We start from the raw sequence: 15799 nt of genomic DNA on the forward strand, positions 1-15799 counted from the left end.
AATCAGTCCACCTTTACCTTTTCAAGAAATTTACCCTTGTCTGAGAAACAGGTAATTACATAAATCTTTTCTTTGCGGTCATTGTCAAGATAATCAACGGCTTCTTCAATGTCCTTGATAACCTTGATTTTGTTTCTGTCAACTTTTGAGAAAGAAAATCTTGTTGCAAGGTCATTGCAATATGTTCCTGCAAGCACAATGTTCTTTACATTGTCGCTTTTGAGAAGGTCAAAGTTGATGTCCCAAAGCCATGAAACATCGCTTGTAAAATACTTTCTGCTGACTGCGTCAACAATAATCAAAACATCGCACTTATCCTTGTCGGATGCGGCAAGCTTGAGTGACTGATTGTACGAAATGCTGTTTTCATGTTTTGATGTAACAAGCGTACCCTTTCTGTTTCCGAGCGTGAATGTTACAACACGGAAGTTTTTAAGAACATAATTGCTCAGGCTCTTTGCAATTGTGTTGCCGTCAACACCTGTGATTGACGCAACGGTAAATGCCGCAAGCAAATTGTAAACATTATAAAGCGATTTGAGTGTAAGTTCAATCTTGTACTTATTGTTGATTGTAATTTCGCCTTTTTCAAGATCGGCAGATGTAACTGTGTAGCTTGTATCCTGCCTTTTAAGACCGCAGTTAGGGCATTCATAGTTGCCTATGTGGTCGTAGTGATAGCTTGAATATGTCATAGGAGATTTGCAGTGAGGGCAATATGCACCGTCATTATAAACACCGACAAACTCCTTTGTATCGGTCGGAAGATTGCCTGCACCGAACCATACAACATTATCCCTGCCGTAGCCAAAGCACGAAACAAGCGGATCGTCGGCGTTAAGAATAAGCTGAGTTTCGGGATGAATACTATCCTTTACGGCATTGTAAACCCATTCCGGATGACCGTTTCGTGTGAGCTGGTCACGGTAAAGGTTTGTGATAACATAATGAGTCGGTGTGATGTATTTGAAGGTATATTTTGCAAAGCGTTCGTCACTTTCAATAAGAAGAATGTCCGACTTAACCTTGCCCGAAAGAGTACAGCTGCCGAGAATAAGAGTTGTAACGCCCTCAATCTGGTTAGAACCCTCTTTGTTCCAGGCAACTTTTTTGCCGCTTTCACAAAGAATATGTGCAATCATCTCAACGGTAGATGTCTTGCCGTTACTGCCTGTTACGGCAACAATATATTTCGGCAGTTCAATTCGTCCGAGAATATCGGGGCAGAGCTTAAGCGCAATCTGTCCCGGCAGACTGCTGCCCTTGCCGAGCAATCCTCCGACAAATTTCAGAACCTTGCACACAATAATAGTAAATAGTTTTTTCATTTTGCCACTTCCTTAATTAAAGACAACCTGTGTTGCCTGTACATACCTTGTATATATTCTTCATCATTATACCACAATTTTATTTCTTTGAATATATATTCTTAAAATTTTTTGCAAATTGAAACAGCAGGTTGAAAAAATTTTAAAACCAAAAAATAAAAAGCCCGAAATTCGGACAGCTTGAATTTCGGGCTTTTATGCAGACTGCAACCATCCGTTCAACGAGTGGCTTTGATTTTATCTGTACTTTTCAACAAAATCGGTGATAAACTTTTTGAAAACACTTGCCTGTGAAATTCCGATATTTCTGCATATCCCTCTGAATTCCTCAACAAGTTCCTTTGGGGCGGAAAATGAAATTTGACGGTAAACTTTTTGATTGTATCTGCGTTTTACTTCGGTTGATGTGACGGTTTTTCTTTTTTCTTCCATAATAATTCCTCCTCAAATCAAAACGGAATCTCATAATTTAATCGTTTTTTCTGCAAATTCCATTGATATTTTCAATGTAACTATATTATACAAAAGCCTGCTGTCCCATTATCCTCCCTATGAATTTTAAAATTGAATTTTGTTGTCAGTTGAAAAGTAAATTAATTTTTGGATTTACTTGTATTGAAGGTGAGATTATAATATAATAAGCGTTGTTATGTAAATTTTGTTATGTGATTTATTAACGGAGAAAATTATGACTGAAAAAGAAAAAATGCTTAATTCGCAGCTGTATAATACAATGGGCGACAAACAGCTTCGCAATGAACGCTGTTCGGTTAAAAATCTTTGCAGAGAGTACAACAATCTTCCGTTTGAAGATGAAGAGACTCAAAAAATTCTGATAAAGAAAATTGTCGGCAGTACAAAGGGAAATTTCTACATTACCGCTCCGTTCTGGTGCGACTACGGCTACAATATTGAACTCGGTGAGAATTTCTATTCAAACCACAATATGGTGATTCTCGACTGTGCAAAGGTGAAATTCGGCGACAATGTTTTTGTTGCACCAAACTGCGGATTTTACACGGCAGGTCATCCTGTTGATTATCCGAGAAGAAACGCAGGCTTTGAATATGCCTATCCGATTACCGTCGGCGACAATGTGTGGATTGGCGGAGGAGTTCAGGTCATGCCTGGCGTCACAATCGGAAGTAATGTTGTAATCGGCGGTGGAAGCGTTGTTGTTAAGGATATTCCGTCCGACTGCGTAGCCGTGGGAAATCCGTGCAAGCCTATCAGAAAAATCACGGATGAGGATATGAAAACCTGTTTTGACAAAAGTATGAATAAATAACTTCAAGTGAGGATTTTATGGAGCTTAAAAGTAACGAAGAAAAAATTACCCGTGCATTGCTCGTCAGTGTTGACACGGGCGAATATGACGCACAGGCGTCACTTGACGAACTTTTTGAACTTGTAAAAAGTGCGGGAGCAGATCCCGTTTTATCGGTAACGCAGAATCTGCAAAAAATTGAAAAGGGTACTTTTGTCGGCACAGGCAAGCTTGCCGAGATTGCTGAAATCTGCGAATCGCAGGAGATAGATTTGCTTGTGTTTGACAGCGAGCTTTCTCCGACACAGATTAAAAATATCGAGGCTGAAACAGATGTCAGAGTAATTGACCGAACAACGCTTATTCTCGATATTTTTGCCCAGAGAGCAAGATCAAAAGAGGGTAAGCTTCAGGTTGAGCTTGCACAGCTTAAATATATGCTCCCAAGACTTACGGGCAAGGGTATCGCAATGTCAAGACTCGGCGGCGGTATCGGCACAAGAGGTCCGGGTGAAACAAAGCTTGAAACCGACAGACGACATATCCGCAGAAGAATTGAAAGCCTGAAAGAAGAGCTTTCCGACCTTGAAAAGCATCGTCAGATGTTGCGTTCACGCAGAAAAAAGGACGGTGTAATAACCTGTGCGATTGTCGGCTACACAAACGCAGGCAAGTCAACTCTTATGAACTGCCTTACAGACGCAGGTGTGCTTGCACAGGACAAGCTTTTTGCAACGCTTGATCCCACCTCAAGAGCGTTGAAGCTTCCGAGCGGTGTAACCGTTATGATGATTGACACGGTAGGACTTGTTCGCAGACTTCCGCACCACCTTGTTGAAGCATTCCGCTCAACCCTTGAAGAGGCGGCACAGTCGGATATTATTCTAAATGTATGTGACGCATCAAGTGACGAGGCAAGAACACATATGCAGGTTACAACCGACTTGCTTGAATCCCTCGGTTGCGGTGACACACCGATTATAACCGTTCTCAACAAGTGCGATTTGCTTGACGAAACTATGCTTGCACAGGACTTTAAAGCCTGTGTTCGCATAAGCGCAAAGAACGGCACGGGCATAGACGAACTTCTTAATGCAATTGAGGACAATCTTCCTGTCAGAATGAAAAGAGTAAAAATTCTTCTGCCGTTTGCACAGGCAGGTCTTGCAAACGAAATCCGCAACAAAGGCACTCTCATTTATGAAGAATATGTTGCCGAAGGACTTTCGGTTGAGGCTGTTGTTGACGAAGCACTTTATGCTAAACTTGCAAAATATGAATGTGAATAACTTAAAATTTATTTAATTTGACATTCTGTTTTTTGGTTGTTATAATGATATTATGAAAGGAAAATGATATGTCATTCTTTGATATGATTCAATCATTTGACACCTCGGTTCTTGAATTTATTCAGAACACATTTAAATGCTCTTTTCTTGATCCGATTATGGCTTTTTTCAGCTATATGGGTGAAATGGGGCTTTTCTGGATTGCAGTCGGCATTGTGTTTATAATTTTTAAAAAAACTCGCTCAATGGGAGTTATGATGCTTGTTGCAATGGCAATCGGCTTTCTTGTCGGTGAAATCGGAATAAAAAATCTTATAAACCGACCACGGCCGTTTATGGTGAATATCGATTATTCAGCAAGACCGTCTGAGTTGAATCCCGACTTTGGGCTTAACATAGCCATTCCGTCAGGCAGCAGCTTTCCGTCGGGACACAGCTGTTCGTCACTTGCGGCGGCAACCGTTATGCTCATCAAGGACAAACGATTCGGAATTCCTGCACTTGTACTTGCGCTTTTGATTGTATTCTCAAGACTTTATAACTATGTTCATTATCCGTCAGATGTTCTCTGCGGAATGTTACTCGGCGTGATTTGTGCCGTTGTCGTTGTGCTTGTGTTTAAAAAGACAGGTCTTGACAACAGGCTGTCACCGCAAAAGGTTAAAGAAGGCTGATTTTATGAAAAATTACAGATTTGTCGGCAAAACCTCAAAAGAGACTTTTCTCATCAAGGGAATAAATGTTTTCAACGAGCGTTGGATTCATGAGGGCAGTTGTGCCACCGTGACAAATCCTCAGAACGGCAAAAGCTATGTATTTTCAAAGTACATAAGCGGAGGAGTTGAGTTTGTTGCGGGAAAGGACGCAAGCGGTTACTGGCTGTTCTTTGTTGAGGTATAAAACTTTAAAATTCTTTAAAATAATAATATATATTGGGAGTAAATTCTAAAAATGGAAAACGAAAAATTATTGGCAAAAAATCTGTTTGATTACAGCAGGACTATTGCAAAGCCCTTGCTTGAAACTGTTGATTATCCGTGGGAAGCTCTTCCGAAAATCAGCGAATTTATCATTGAACTCGGAAAAACTCTTGATCCCGAAATCTACGAGCAGAGGGGAGAAAATGTGTGGGTTGCAAAAAGTGCAAAGGTTTTTGACTCCGCATATCTCGGCGGACCGCTCATTATCTGCGAAGATGCCGAAATCAGACAGTGTGCTTTTATCAGAGGCAATGCAATTGTCGGCAAAGGCGCAGTTGTGGGCAACTCAACAGAGCTTAAAAATTCAATTCTTTTTGACGGTGTTCAGACTCCGCACTATAACTACATCGGTGACAGTATTCTCGGCTACAAGTCACACACAGGCGCAGGTGTAATCACATCAAACCTCAAGAGTGACAAGAGCCTTGTAACTGTTCTTTGCGACGGCGATAAGGTTGACACAAATGTTAAAAAGTTCGGCGCAATGCTCGGTGACCATGTAGAGGTAGGTTGCAACAGCGTTCTTAACCCAGGTTCGGTAATCGGCAGAAACACCAACATCTATCCGCTTTCGTTTGTAAGAGGTTATGTTCCCGAAAACAGCATCTACAAGCGTCTTGGCGAGGTTGCCGAAAAGATTGAATAATATTTATGCATTTGTCGGCAAGCATAATTATTGTGTAGTTTTTATGCGATAAAGGAAAAATAACAGATTTTAAATTTTTGCGTTTTTTTGTTGACAATTGTGATGTTATTTGTTACAATAACCAAGGTTTTGATGACTTTTATCAGAACAATTTTCTGCCGTGTGCAGAAGTTGGATTGTATAAGCCCGTAATACGGACGGGTGTTTCTACAAACTGCCTTAAACAGTTTACTATAATCCCCGTTAAGGGGCGTAGTATTATGTTTTGGCGGTTTTTTTATTGCCCTTAAATGTTACCCACAACAAATAAAGGAGAAAATGATAATGAAAAAGTACGATGTTATTATTGTAGGAGCAGGTCCGGGCGGAATTTTTTCTGCATATGAGCTTGTAACAAACAACTCTGAAATAAAGGTTGCCGTATTTGAAAAAGGTCATCTTCTTGAAAAGAGAAAATGTCCGATTGACGGTGACAAAGTTAAAAATTGCATTTCATGCAAAACCTGTTCCATTATGAGCGGTTTCGGCGGTGCAGGTGCGTTTTCGGACGGCAAGTACAACATAACAAACGATTTCGGAGGCACGCTCTACGAACATATCGGCAAGAAAAAAGCTATTGAGCTTATGGAATATGTTGACAAAATCAATATGAAGTTCGGCGGAGAGGGTACAAAGCTTTATTCCACAGCAGGCACAAGCTTTAAGAAGCTTTGCTTACAGAATAAGCTTAATCTTCTTGACGCATCAGTCCGTCATCTCGGTACGGACATCAACTACATTGTGCTTAAAAATCTTTATGATTACCTTGAAAACAAGGTTGATTTCTACTTTGATACACCTGTTGAAAATGTTGAACTCAAGAACGGCAATGATAAGGAAGGTTATCTTGTTGACACAGCCGATGAAAATTATGAGTGCGAAAAGTGCATTGTTTCAGTCGGCAGAAGCGGCAGCAAGTGGATGGAACATGTTTGTCATAACCTTAATATTCCCACAAAGTCGAACCGTGTTGACATCGGTGTTCGTGTGGAGCTCCCTGCCGCAATCTTTTCACACCTCACAGACGAACTCTACGAAAGCAAGATTGTTTACCGCACAGAACAGTTCGAGGACAATGTGCGTACATTCTGCATGAACCCGAAGGGTTGCGTTGTAAACGAAAACACAAACGGTATTATCACAGTAAACGGTCACAGCTATGAGGACAAGGCAAAGCAGACAGAGAACACAAACTTTGCACTCCTCGTCAGCAAGCATTTTTCAGAGCCTTTCAAGGACAGCAACGGTTATGGTGAAAGCATTGCCCGTCTTAGCAATATGCTGGGCGGAGGTGTAATTGTTCAGCGTTTCGGTGATTTGATTCGAGGTCGCCGAAGCAATCCGAGCAGAATCAAAGAAGGACTTGTTGTTCCGACTCTTGACGCAACACCGGGCGATTTGAGCCTTGTGCTTCCAAAGAGAATCCTTGACGGTATCATCGAAATGATTTATGCTCTTGACAAAATTGCCCCCGGCACAGCCAATGATGACACACTTCTCTACGGCGTTGAGGTTAAGTTCTATAATATGGAAGTTGATGTTGACGAGCATCTCGAGTCGCCCCACAAGGGACTTTATATCATCGGTGACGGCAGCGGCGTTACACATTCACTTTCTCATGCCAGCGCCGGCGGTGTATTCGTCGCAAGGGAAATCTTAGCAAATTAAAAATTGACGGCGAGCCGCCGTTCCCAATTCGTGAAGATAGATTGCATAATAAACAGCATATTATGCCCGAGTGCAAAATTGCAAGTGCTTATGCAGTCTATGCTGTAGGGGCGTTCATTGGACGCCCGCATTGATGTAACATTTTGTTTATTCACATAACTTATGATTTAATCAAATATGTGTATTCATTTGTAGTGGCGAACTTCGTTCGCCGCTGCAAAACAGACGATATCTTTCTGCGACTGCAAACAATAAAAATAACCAAAACCTATTGATTTTATTAATCGGTTATGGTATAATAAGCTCGTTGTAAAGCAGACTGAACAATCAGCTTGTCTTGCAATGGTGTTCTTTTGTACAATATATTTCTTTTTATGAACAAAGAAATGAATAATTTAGTTCAGAATTGCAAGAAGTCAAAAAGCGTGCAATTAAGTGAGCGGCAGGCCCTGTACGATTGGGGTCTGTGAATCATGTCAGGCGGGGAACCGAGCAGCATTAAGCAGTATTGCCGATGCGATGCAGTAAGTCTGTCGTTCACTCATTTGTACGATTGCCGTTATTTCGGCTGACGGCTTGCATTTTTTGTTGATTGCGGGGTGAATTTTTGTATCAGGTACTCTATAGAAAGTGGCGACCGAAAACATTTGCCGATGTTTCGGGACAGGAACACATAACCACAACTCTTTTAAACGAAATCAGCACCAACCGTCTTAACCATGCATATCTTTTTACGGGTTCAAGAGGTACGGGCAAAACTACCTGTGCAAAAATTCTTGCGAAGGCAGTCAATTGCCTTCATCCCGTAAACGGAAATCCCTGCGGTGAATGTGAAATCTGCAAGGGAATTGACGACGGCAGTATCCTCGATATTGTCGAAATGGATGCCGCATCCAACAGAAAAATTGATGATATCCGTCAGATTATTGACGAGGTTCAGTTCAAGCCCGCAAAGTGCAAATACAGAGTTTACATCATTGACGAGGTTCATATGCTCACAACCGAGGCGTTCAATGCCTTGCTCAAAACGCTTGAAGAACCTCCCGAACATGTCATATTCATTCTGGCAACTACCGAAGTTCACAAGCTTCCGCAGACAATTCTGTCGCGCTGCCAGCGTTTCGATTTTCACAGAATCCCACCCCGTGCAATAGCAGACAGACTGCTCTATGTTGCAAATCAGGAGGGCGTGACACTGAGCGACAGTGCCGCAATGCTTGCCGCATCTGTTGCAGACGGTGCGTTGCGAGATGCTCTTTCGCTTCTTGACAGATGCATTGCAATCAGCTCGGAAATTGATGAAGATGTTGTTCGCAGTGCCGCAGGACTTGCGAGAAAGACATATCTTTTTGAGCTTTCTAATTGTGTAATCAATAAGAACACAGCAAAGGCACTTGAAATTGTTGACAGGCTTTACGGTGAGTCCAAGGATATGGCAAGGCTTTGCGATGAATTGCTTTCGCATTTCAGAACGCTAATGCTCATAAAATCGGTGAAAAATCCGAGGGATATCGTGATTATGGCTGACGATGAGTTTGAACAGGCTCAAACGCAGTCGGATTACCTCTCACTTGCCGACATTGTCTATTATATGGATGTGCTTTCAAGGGCATATCAGAATATGGGCAGAGGAACAGGCGACAGAACAGAGCTTGAAATGGCAGTTGTAAAGCTGTCATCAGCGGAGCTTGACGGTACAATTGAGGCTTTGACCGCAAGGGTAACCGCCCTTGAAAAGGCAGTTAAAAAGGGAATAAAGGTGAACTATGTTCCCGAACAGGTGCAAACTGTACCGCAGTCTGTTCAGAATGAAACTCCAAAACCCGAGGTTCAAAATGCAGAACCCGAAAAGTCACAGGAAACAAAACCTGTTTCGGAAAAAATAAAGGACGAGCCGGTAATTCCGACGCCTCCTGTTGAGATGCCGACACCGAAACAGCCCGTTCAGCCAATACAGGAACAACCCGTTTCTGCACAGCAAAAGCCTAAGAAAACAGCTCAAAGACAGAGCGTTGACCTTGATGCAATCTATAACAACGCACAACCGTTCCCCGATTGGGCAGAGGTAGTCAACAATATGAAACCTGTTTCAAGGGCAATTGCGGCGGCATTTGCAAATTCTGCCGCCTACACAAGCGGAAAATATTTGCTGATTGACACAGATAATGAAATGGCTTTTGAACTCCTCAAAAATAACGAAAGACGACAGGAAATCCGTCAGCTTATTTTAGAAACAACAGGTCAGCACTATAATCTCGGTCCGTATAAAAGACCGAGTGCAAAACAGGAAGAAAAAACCGATCCCGTTGACAAGCTTATTGAAAGCTTGCAGGGAAGCGATGTAATAATAACACAAGAATAACCGAAAGGAAGATAAAATTATGAAAGCAAGATTACCAAAGGGTTACGGCAGCGGCGGAGCAAACAACATCCAGCAGCTTGCCCGTCAGGCTCAGAAACTTCAGGATGATATGGAGGCCGCATCAAAGGAACTCGAAACAAAAGAGTATGAGGCAACAGCCGGCGGCGGTGCAGTTAAGGTTACAGTAACAGGCAAAATGGAACTCACAAAGGTTGAGATTTCACCCGAAGTTGTTGATCCCGAGGATGTAGAAATGCTCTCAGACCTCGTTATGGCAGCCGCAAATGAGGCAATCAGAGCAGCCGCTAAGGAAAAAGAGGACAAAATGGAAACAATCTCAGGCGGACTTAACATTCCGGGAATGTTCTGATTATGTCGGGATATAATGTTGCTCCGCTTGAAAATTTGGTGGAGCAGTTTGAAAGAATGCCGGGAATCGGTAACAAAACCGCTCAAAGACTTGCATATTATGTTCTCAATCTGTCAAAAACAGAAGCGGAACAGCTTGCGGGTGCGGTGATGGATGCCCACACAAAGATTCACTATTGCAGTAGATGCTGTAATCTTACAGACAAAGACCTTTGTCCCGTGTGTGCAAATCCCGCAAGGGATCATTCCGTTATCTGCGTTGTTGAAACTCCGAGAGATGCTACGGCTATTGAAAATACCCACGAATTTAAGGGCGTTTATCATGTCCTCCACGGTTCAATCTCACCGCTTAACGATATCGGTCCCGACAACCTTACAATAAAAGAACTGCTTGCAAGGCTTAACGAGGAATCGGTTGAGGAGGTCATTATGGCAACCAACCCGACCGTTGAGGGCGATGCAACGGCTCTGTACATTTCAAAGCTCTTAAAACCGCTTGGTGTAAAGGTGACAAGACTTGCCTACGGTATCCCCGTTGGCGGTGACCTTGAATATGCCGATGAATACACTCTTGCAAAGGCTCTTGAGGGCAGAAATGAAATTTAATTTCTTGATTTAAACTATTGACAAATTGTCGAAACAGTAGTATAATCTTGTATTCCACAGTAGAAAGGAGGATGTGCAGTGGCAAATATGAAAACGATTGCTCAGAACAAAAAGGCAAGACACGATTATTTTGTCGAGGAAACCTATGAAGCCGGAATTGAGCTTTGCGGTACGGAAGTAAAATCCTTGCGTGCCGGCAGAGTGAATCTCAAGGACAGCTGGTGTTCAATTGTTGACGGCGAAATTTTTGTCAACGGAATGCACATTTCTCCTTACGAACAGGGAAACATCTTTAACCGTGATCCGATGCGTGTGAGAAAGCTTCTTATGCACAAAAAAGAGATTTTAAAGCTCTACGGCACGGTTAAGCAGACGGGATATTCACTTATCCCGATTAGTCTGTATTTCAAGGACAGCAAGGTAAAACTTCAGGTTGGACTCTGCAAAGGTAAAAAGCTATACGATAAGCGTGCCGATATGGCAGAACGCTCCGCAAAGCGTGATATGGAGCGTGCCATTAAAGAACAGAGAAGATAGTTTGGTGTTATTATGAGTTTGCGTAGCTTGTACGAAAATATTTCGGATACAGCGATTTTGCTTTAATCGGACGGGACTTTTCTGCCTTTGATACCGATTATTCCGTGCTTGGTTTTGCAAATTCGTCCGATAAAACCGAGCTTGTTCTGTTGAATTTCAATTGTTCCAAAGATGATATTTGCTGTGAAGATTTGACTTTGAGAGAAAATATCATTCTTGAAAAGAAAAATAATTCTGATTTGTCCGATGATTTTTCCGCAATTGTAATTGACGGACAGCGTTTTGACTTTGACTCAGTATGCGGTGAAACGCTTGAATGTTGCGAATTAACAAGGTCATATATCATCTCAGAGTTTATGAAACTCGGTTGGAAGAGCGACAGGCTTTTCGACGTTCCTCTTGATTCTCTGTTCATAAACTTTATTGAACTTGAGAATAAGATTGATGATTTGTCTTTGCTTGATTTGACAAAGAATGTTGAAATAATATTTTCAAAATATCAAAAGACAGATTATCCGTTAGCAAAACTCAGCCTTGAAGTTGGCAAGGAAGTAAATATTCCGATTGAAATTTTTGACGGCGAAAATCAAATTGTGATTAAAAATCTTAAACTTTTGAATTCAGCCGAAGATTCCGAAATGAAGGAATTTTTCGAAAATGATGTTGTGCTTCCGTATGTTGAGTATTCGTGTGATGATGAAATCTCAGTGATATTCTGCCTTTTTGATGAGCTTGACAAACCTTTCAAGGGTATGGGCGGATTGGCAACCGATGACGGAGTTGTTGCTTTAGCAATGGATGATTCGAACAAAAGCGATTTGAAAACGGCTGTGATGTATTCACCGATTGAGCCGAATACAAAGCACATTGAATGTTGTCTTGTCTGCTGTGAAAAAATGCTTGATAAGCCTGTTACCGAATACAGGTTTTCAATATAAAATTTTTAAATTGAATATGGGGATGTAAAGGTTTCGACGGGGATTTCAAACCTTGGTAAGCGAGCGGCGGTGCGGAACCGCCATAAAATCCGCAACTTTAAAATTAACTGACAACAAAACAGTTGCTTTAGCAGCCTGAGTGCTGCTCGTTCCTGCACAGAGTACCTCGGCTGTGTAAGGGGCGTCGATTAGAGGTAAATGTGAACAGGGGAGCGCTCCGAACCCTGTCACAGTTTAGGAGCTGCCAAAGTGCATAGCCTGTTGATGGGCGATGCACCGAGGGAGATTTAAAACACCAACTGCGCTCGGAGAAACCCTTGGCAAGATTTTTTCGGACAGGGGTTCGATTCCCCTCATCTCCACCAAATCGGTCACGATTGCATATGCAGTTGTGACTTTTTCTGTTTATGATAATTCCCATAGCTATGTAGGTAACTTTGTTGTAATGGTTCGGTACAATGTTAAAAAACGATAAAAAGCAGAGAGCTTTCGGACTCTCTGCTTTTGTTTGTGTGTGGCTTGTATTTTTGTAGCAAAATGAATTTGTTGTTAATCGGTGTAAGTAACCTTTTTATCTAATCAAAAAAGTAGAAATTATACAGGGTTATTAAACCCTTACATTGTATGATGTTACATAAATTTCAAAATAACTTAAATAACATATGTGAGATTGTAATAACTTTTTCATTGTTCAATAACCCCATATGGACAAAAATAAATATTAAGACTTGGGTTTGCAGAAGTTAGCCGACTATCAGCAAAGGGGAATCTTCATTCTTACTATCCTAAAAGGAACTAATATATATAATCTCTGCTATAATGGCATTACCCTAGTTTGTCATAATTTTAATTTTATATTTATTACAATTATTAATATTGGCAATAAATTGGTCTTACATATGATAGAACTTGAATTTTACTACAATTATAATCAAATTTACATTATATATTCTTAAAATACAAATTTTAAACTTTTCAATCTATTTTTCATTTCATCAATTATTATTTTTTCCTCGTAATGAGTAGCTGAAAATGTAACAGAGAATCTTAAATAATGTCCACAATCATCCCAAGGAACAACTGAAATGTTTGCATTTAATAAAATATATCTTGCAACCTCTAATGCAGTATTGAATTTAACTCCTTCTTCTGTTCCAGTTGGAATTTTCACATAAGAATAGAAAGTACCTTTTGGCTCTACACAATTAAATCCAACTTCATTGAGTGCTTCAATTAGCATTTTAAATCTTCTTGAATATTTATTAACTGTATTTTCTGTAATCCATCTATTATTAAGAGCAAAAGCACCTGCTTTCTGTATCGCGCGAAATTGACCCGAATCTGTATTATCTTTGACTACACCATATGCAGAAACAATTTTTTCATTTCCGACTAAAAAACCTAATCTCCATCCAGTCATATTAAAAGCTTTTGATAAAGAATGAATCTCTACACCTACATCTATAGCTCCATCAACCGATAAGAAACTTAGAGGTTTAACATCATTATATGTAAGCGCTGCATATGCCGCATCATGAATTACAATAATGTTATTCTTTTGGGCAAATTTTACGACATTTTCAAAGAATTCTTTTGTTGCCACTTGTCCTGTTGGATTATTAGGATAATTAATATATAATAATTTCGTTTTTTCTAAAACTTCCCTCGGGATTTCCGAAAAATCCGGATAAAAATTATTTTCCTCCTTAAGAGGCAAATCATAAATCTTCCCACCCAAATATTTTGCATGAGTTGCCAGGACGGGGTATCCAGGAATAGTATTTAGCACATAATCTCCAGGATTAATAAAACAAGAAGGAAGCATTGCAAGAATTGGTTTACTACCAATACCGTGAATTACATTATTAATTGTCAAGTTTGATATACCAAAAACTTCCTCCATATATTTTATTGCTGCATTTTGAAATTCAGGAATTCCATTATCAGAATAGAATCTATTTTCGGGTTTGCCTGCTTCAATAGATAACATATTAACAACTTTATCATCAGCGGCCCAATCAGGTTCACCCACTCCCATATCAATTAATTTAAAATTATTTGAATGCTTTTTCTCAGCTTCTTGCTTCCATTTCTTTATTAAAGCGAATTTATAAACTTCATTATTTATTCCAAATTCTTTTCCACCAATTCTTTGAGCAAATAAATTCTGTATTTCCACTTTAGTCACTCCTTTTATTTATTTATTTACCAATATATCATATGTCAATTATTTAGTCAACATAAAATTTATGAACCAGCACTTTCATAAGACCTAATGCCTCTGTTCCACACAATCACTCCAACAACCATCATCACAATTGCGATTAACACCGTCATACCAATGTTAAATAGTGGGTTTTCGCCCGAAAGGATATAATACGCAGGATAAAAAGCCGTAAACGCGAACGGAATAATGTAAGTAATTATGTTTCTTACAATATTTAAATTTCTGTAAAACCTGTCTGCTATTTCCTTGATTTTCTGATAGTTCTCTTTAAGCTTTTCATCATTCTCAAGAATTTGCTTTGCTTGAAAATAATCCATTGTTTTACCTACAGGATTCAGTTGCATCCTAATTGTTTTTTGAACTGAATTTCTGTGTGTAAGATGCGATATTTTTTTATGCTCTTGCATAAATTATTAGCTCTCCTTTCGTGTTTAAAGTTATTTTTTGTTGTCTACAATAAAACTAATAATCTACAAAAAATAGTAGAAATTACAAAACTCACATCACTCACAACATTAATTTTTATATTAGTTTATTGTAAGGGCATTTGTTTTGTTAATTGAATTTTACCATATTTAAACAATAAAATACAATTATAATTGTCTACAGACTTATTCACATTTCTTTGTACAATATAACAGATACATATGTAATTATAAACAAATAATAATAGTGTTTTTTATAATGCCTATTCTTACACTCTTTTTCGATTTATGCAAAAATGCACTCACAGACTTTTGATAAGAAAAAGGCTTTGACCTTTTACAGTCAAAGCCTCATACTGCCATGGCAATGTCTTGGGTTTATTCAGATTTATCATACTGCCTTATAAAACCTCGGCATATTCCGTGGCAGTATTTTTGTTTAAATTTCGTTTGGATTTTTACTTTATCATTTTTAAAAATTCCTGTTTTGTCAAAAGCTTTGCAAAGCTGTAGTCACGACATATTTTTTGGCAAATTCTTTTTGTTTCATCGTCCATACCGCAGTCAAGGCAAATTACACAGTCATTTCTTCCTCTGCTTATCCATTTCACCTTTGCGGCAGCACTTCGCAAAATATATTCAGCATTTTCACATTTTCCGCTGACGGGAGCAACAAACATAACGGTATTATTTTTTCTGTTACGAAAGAGAAAAAATGTTAATTCACGGACAAATGCACAAATTCCGATTACGGCAAAAACAACAAGAAAAACAGCCGATACAACATTCATGTAATTCACCTCAGTACATTTTATTGCAGATGTTTCAAAGTGTGCGGTATAAATCCGCAAAATGCAGAAACAATATAAAAAGCGGCTAATCCGCAAAAATGAATGAGGAGAATGAATACTATGGAAAACAATGCATATTGTAACCAAAGCATTATGTGCTCGGTAACAAACTGTAAGCATCATAACAGCACAAAGGACTACTGTTCGCTTGAAGCAATCAAGGTCGGAACTCACGAGGCAAATCCGACTGTTTGTCAGTGTACGGACTGCCAGAGCTTTGAAGCAAAGTGCAGCTGCAAGTAATTTGATTTGAAGCTTACACCCTCA

The 15799-nt window shown here is 39.8% G+C and carries 17 protein-coding genes, 2 other RNA genes and 1 riboswitch; of the genes, 14 read left to right on the forward strand and 5 right to left on the reverse strand.

The window, feature by feature from the left end; all coding sequences use genetic code 11:
- Window positions 1–2: 2 nt before the first annotated feature.
- Window positions 3–1328, reverse strand: coding sequence for a Mur ligase family protein (locus WMO31_RS08110; protein WP_046433453.1), 1326 nt, complete (start codon window positions 1326–1328; stop codon window positions 3–5).
- Between the two features lie 237 nt (window positions 1329–1565).
- Window positions 1566–1760 carry a hypothetical protein gene (locus WMO31_RS08115; protein WP_367999494.1) on the reverse strand — a complete coding sequence of 65 codons (195 nt, stop codon included), beginning with the start codon at window positions 1758–1760 and terminating at the stop codon, window positions 1566–1568.
- 256 nt (window positions 1761–2016) lie between these two features.
- On the opposite strand from WMO31_RS08115, the gene WMO31_RS08120 reads away from it, so the two are divergent.
- The 13 genes from WMO31_RS08120 (at window position 2017) to ssrA (ending at window position 12394) form a co-directional block, all read left to right on the forward strand.
- Window positions 2017–2616, forward strand: coding sequence for a sugar O-acetyltransferase (locus tag WMO31_RS08120; RefSeq protein ID WP_367999495.1), 600 nt, complete (start codon window positions 2017–2019; stop codon window positions 2614–2616).
- Window positions 2617–2633: 17 nt separating this feature from the next.
- Window positions 2634–3884 (forward strand): GTPase HflX, encoded by a 1251-nt coding sequence (hflX, locus tag WMO31_RS08125; RefSeq protein WP_303929733.1) that lies wholly within the window; start codon window positions 2634–2636, stop codon window positions 3882–3884.
- Window positions 3885–3952: 68 nt separating this feature from the next.
- Window positions 3953–4558, forward strand: a complete 606-nt coding sequence (locus WMO31_RS08130) for a phosphatase PAP2 family protein (RefSeq protein WP_015524214.1) — start codon at window positions 3953–3955, stop codon at window positions 4556–4558.
- A gap of 4 nt (window positions 4559–4562) precedes the next feature.
- Complete coding sequence (locus WMO31_RS08135; protein ID WP_015524213.1) at window positions 4563–4784, forward strand: hypothetical protein; 222 nt, start codon at window positions 4563–4565, stop codon at window positions 4782–4784.
- Between the two features lie 51 nt (window positions 4785–4835).
- A complete protein-coding gene (locus tag WMO31_RS08140) occupies window positions 4836–5510 on the forward strand; it encodes an acyltransferase (protein WP_117951436.1) in 675 nt (224 codons plus the stop codon).
- Window positions 5511–5666: 156 nt separating this feature from the next.
- Window positions 5667–5764, forward strand: a riboswitch (purine riboswitch).
- A gap of 70 nt (window positions 5765–5834) precedes the next feature.
- A complete protein-coding gene (locus WMO31_RS08145; protein WP_367999496.1) occupies window positions 5835–7217 on the forward strand; it encodes an NAD(P)/FAD-dependent oxidoreductase in 1383 nt (460 codons plus the stop codon).
- Window positions 7218–7657: 440 nt separating this feature from the next.
- Window positions 7658–7756, forward strand: an RNA gene (gene ffs, locus WMO31_RS08150) — signal recognition particle sRNA small type.
- Window positions 7757–7824: 68 nt separating this feature from the next.
- On the forward strand, window positions 7825–9579 hold the full coding sequence (gene dnaX, locus WMO31_RS08155; RefSeq protein WP_367999497.1) for a DNA polymerase III subunit gamma/tau: 1755 nt from the start codon (window positions 7825–7827) through the stop codon (window positions 9577–9579).
- Window positions 9580–9598: 19 nt separating this feature from the next.
- The gene (locus WMO31_RS08160) at window positions 9599–9949 is read left to right on the forward strand and encodes a YbaB/EbfC family nucleoid-associated protein (protein ID WP_015524209.1); all 351 of its coding nucleotides are present in this window, start codon (window positions 9599–9601) and stop codon (window positions 9947–9949) included.
- Window positions 9950–9951: 2 nt separating this feature from the next.
- Complete coding sequence (gene recR, locus WMO31_RS08165) at window positions 9952–10554, forward strand: recombination mediator RecR (protein ID WP_367999498.1); 603 nt, start codon at window positions 9952–9954, stop codon at window positions 10552–10554.
- Window positions 10555–10641: 87 nt separating this feature from the next.
- Window positions 10642–11091 (forward strand): SsrA-binding protein SmpB, encoded by a 450-nt coding sequence (gene smpB / locus WMO31_RS08170; RefSeq protein ID WP_021884061.1) that lies wholly within the window; start codon window positions 10642–10644, stop codon window positions 11089–11091.
- A gap of 197 nt (window positions 11092–11288) precedes the next feature.
- Window positions 11289–12029 carry a hypothetical protein gene (locus tag WMO31_RS08175; RefSeq protein ID WP_367999499.1) on the forward strand — a complete coding sequence of 247 codons (741 nt, stop codon included), beginning with the start codon at window positions 11289–11291 and terminating at the stop codon, window positions 12027–12029.
- Between the two features lie 18 nt (window positions 12030–12047).
- Window positions 12048–12394: a transfer-messenger RNA gene (ssrA, locus tag WMO31_RS08180) on the forward strand.
- Window positions 12395–12981: 587 nt separating this feature from the next.
- Here the strand turns inward: ssrA and WMO31_RS08185 are convergent.
- The 3 genes from WMO31_RS08185 to WMO31_RS08195 all read right to left on the reverse strand — a co-directional run bounded on the left by WMO31_RS08185 (window position 12982) and on the right by WMO31_RS08195 (window position 15472).
- On the reverse strand, window positions 12982–14208 hold the full coding sequence (locus WMO31_RS08185; protein ID WP_367999500.1) for an LL-diaminopimelate aminotransferase: 1227 nt from the start codon (window positions 14206–14208) through the stop codon (window positions 12982–12984).
- A gap of 68 nt (window positions 14209–14276) precedes the next feature.
- Window positions 14277–14573: an ABC-2 family transporter protein gene (locus WMO31_RS08190; RefSeq protein ID WP_207661384.1), complete on the reverse strand. Its 297-nt coding sequence runs from the start codon at window positions 14571–14573 to the stop codon at window positions 14277–14279.
- A gap of 566 nt (window positions 14574–15139) precedes the next feature.
- Window positions 15140–15472 (reverse strand): hypothetical protein, encoded by a 333-nt coding sequence (locus WMO31_RS08195; RefSeq protein ID WP_337367979.1) that lies wholly within the window; start codon window positions 15470–15472, stop codon window positions 15140–15142.
- Between the two features lie 120 nt (window positions 15473–15592).
- On the opposite strand from WMO31_RS08195, the gene WMO31_RS08200 reads away from it, so the two are divergent.
- Window positions 15593–15775: a DUF1540 domain-containing protein gene (locus WMO31_RS08200; RefSeq protein ID WP_015524182.1), complete on the forward strand. Its 183-nt coding sequence runs from the start codon at window positions 15593–15595 to the stop codon at window positions 15773–15775.
- Window positions 15776–15799 lie beyond the last annotated feature (24 nt).

It is taken from the genome of Ruminococcoides intestinale (assembly GCF_040095935.1).
Taxonomy (GTDB): Bacteria; Bacillota; Clostridia; order Oscillospirales; family Acutalibacteraceae; genus Ruminococcoides; species Ruminococcoides intestinale.

Bases quoted from the DNA above. Each gene is read 5' to 3' on its own strand.
- smpB (WP_021884061.1), top strand. From the start codon at position 10,642: ATGAAAACGATTGCTCAGAACAAAAAGGCAAGACACGATTATTTTGTC.
- hflX (WP_303929733.1), top strand. From the start codon at position 2,634: ATGGAGCTTAAAAGTAACGAAGAAAAAATTACCCGTGCATTGCTCGTC.
- WMO31_RS08120 (WP_367999495.1), top strand. From the start codon at position 2,017: ATGACTGAAAAAGAAAAAATGCTTAATTCGCAGCTGTATAATACAATG.
- WMO31_RS08145 (WP_367999496.1), top strand. From the start codon at position 5,835: ATGAAAAAGTACGATGTTATTATTGTAGGAGCAGGTCCGGGCGGAATT.
- WMO31_RS08195 (WP_337367979.1), bottom strand. From the start codon at position 15,472: ATGAATGTTGTATCGGCTGTTTTTCTTGTTGTTTTTGCCGTAATCGGA.
- WMO31_RS08130 (WP_015524214.1), top strand. From the start codon at position 3,953: ATGTCATTCTTTGATATGATTCAATCATTTGACACCTCGGTTCTTGAA.
- WMO31_RS08110 (WP_046433453.1), bottom strand. From the start codon at position 1,328: ATGAAAAAACTATTTACTATTATTGTGTGCAAGGTTCTGAAATTTGTC.
- WMO31_RS08160 (WP_015524209.1), top strand. From the start codon at position 9,599: ATGAAAGCAAGATTACCAAAGGGTTACGGCAGCGGCGGAGCAAACAAC.
- WMO31_RS08190 (WP_207661384.1), bottom strand. From the start codon at position 14,573: ATGGATTATTTTCAAGCAAAGCAAATTCTTGAGAATGATGAAAAGCTT.
- WMO31_RS08135 (WP_015524213.1), top strand. From the start codon at position 4,563: ATGAAAAATTACAGATTTGTCGGCAAAACCTCAAAAGAGACTTTTCTC.
- WMO31_RS08140 (WP_117951436.1), top strand. From the start codon at position 4,836: ATGGAAAACGAAAAATTATTGGCAAAAAATCTGTTTGATTACAGCAGG.
- WMO31_RS08115 (WP_367999494.1), bottom strand. From the start codon at position 1,760: ATGGAAGAAAAAAGAAAAACCGTCACATCAACCGAAGTAAAACGCAGA.
- WMO31_RS08200 (WP_015524182.1), top strand. From the start codon at position 15,593: ATGGAAAACAATGCATATTGTAACCAAAGCATTATGTGCTCGGTAACA.
- recR (WP_367999498.1), top strand. From the start codon at position 9,952: ATGTCGGGATATAATGTTGCTCCGCTTGAAAATTTGGTGGAGCAGTTT.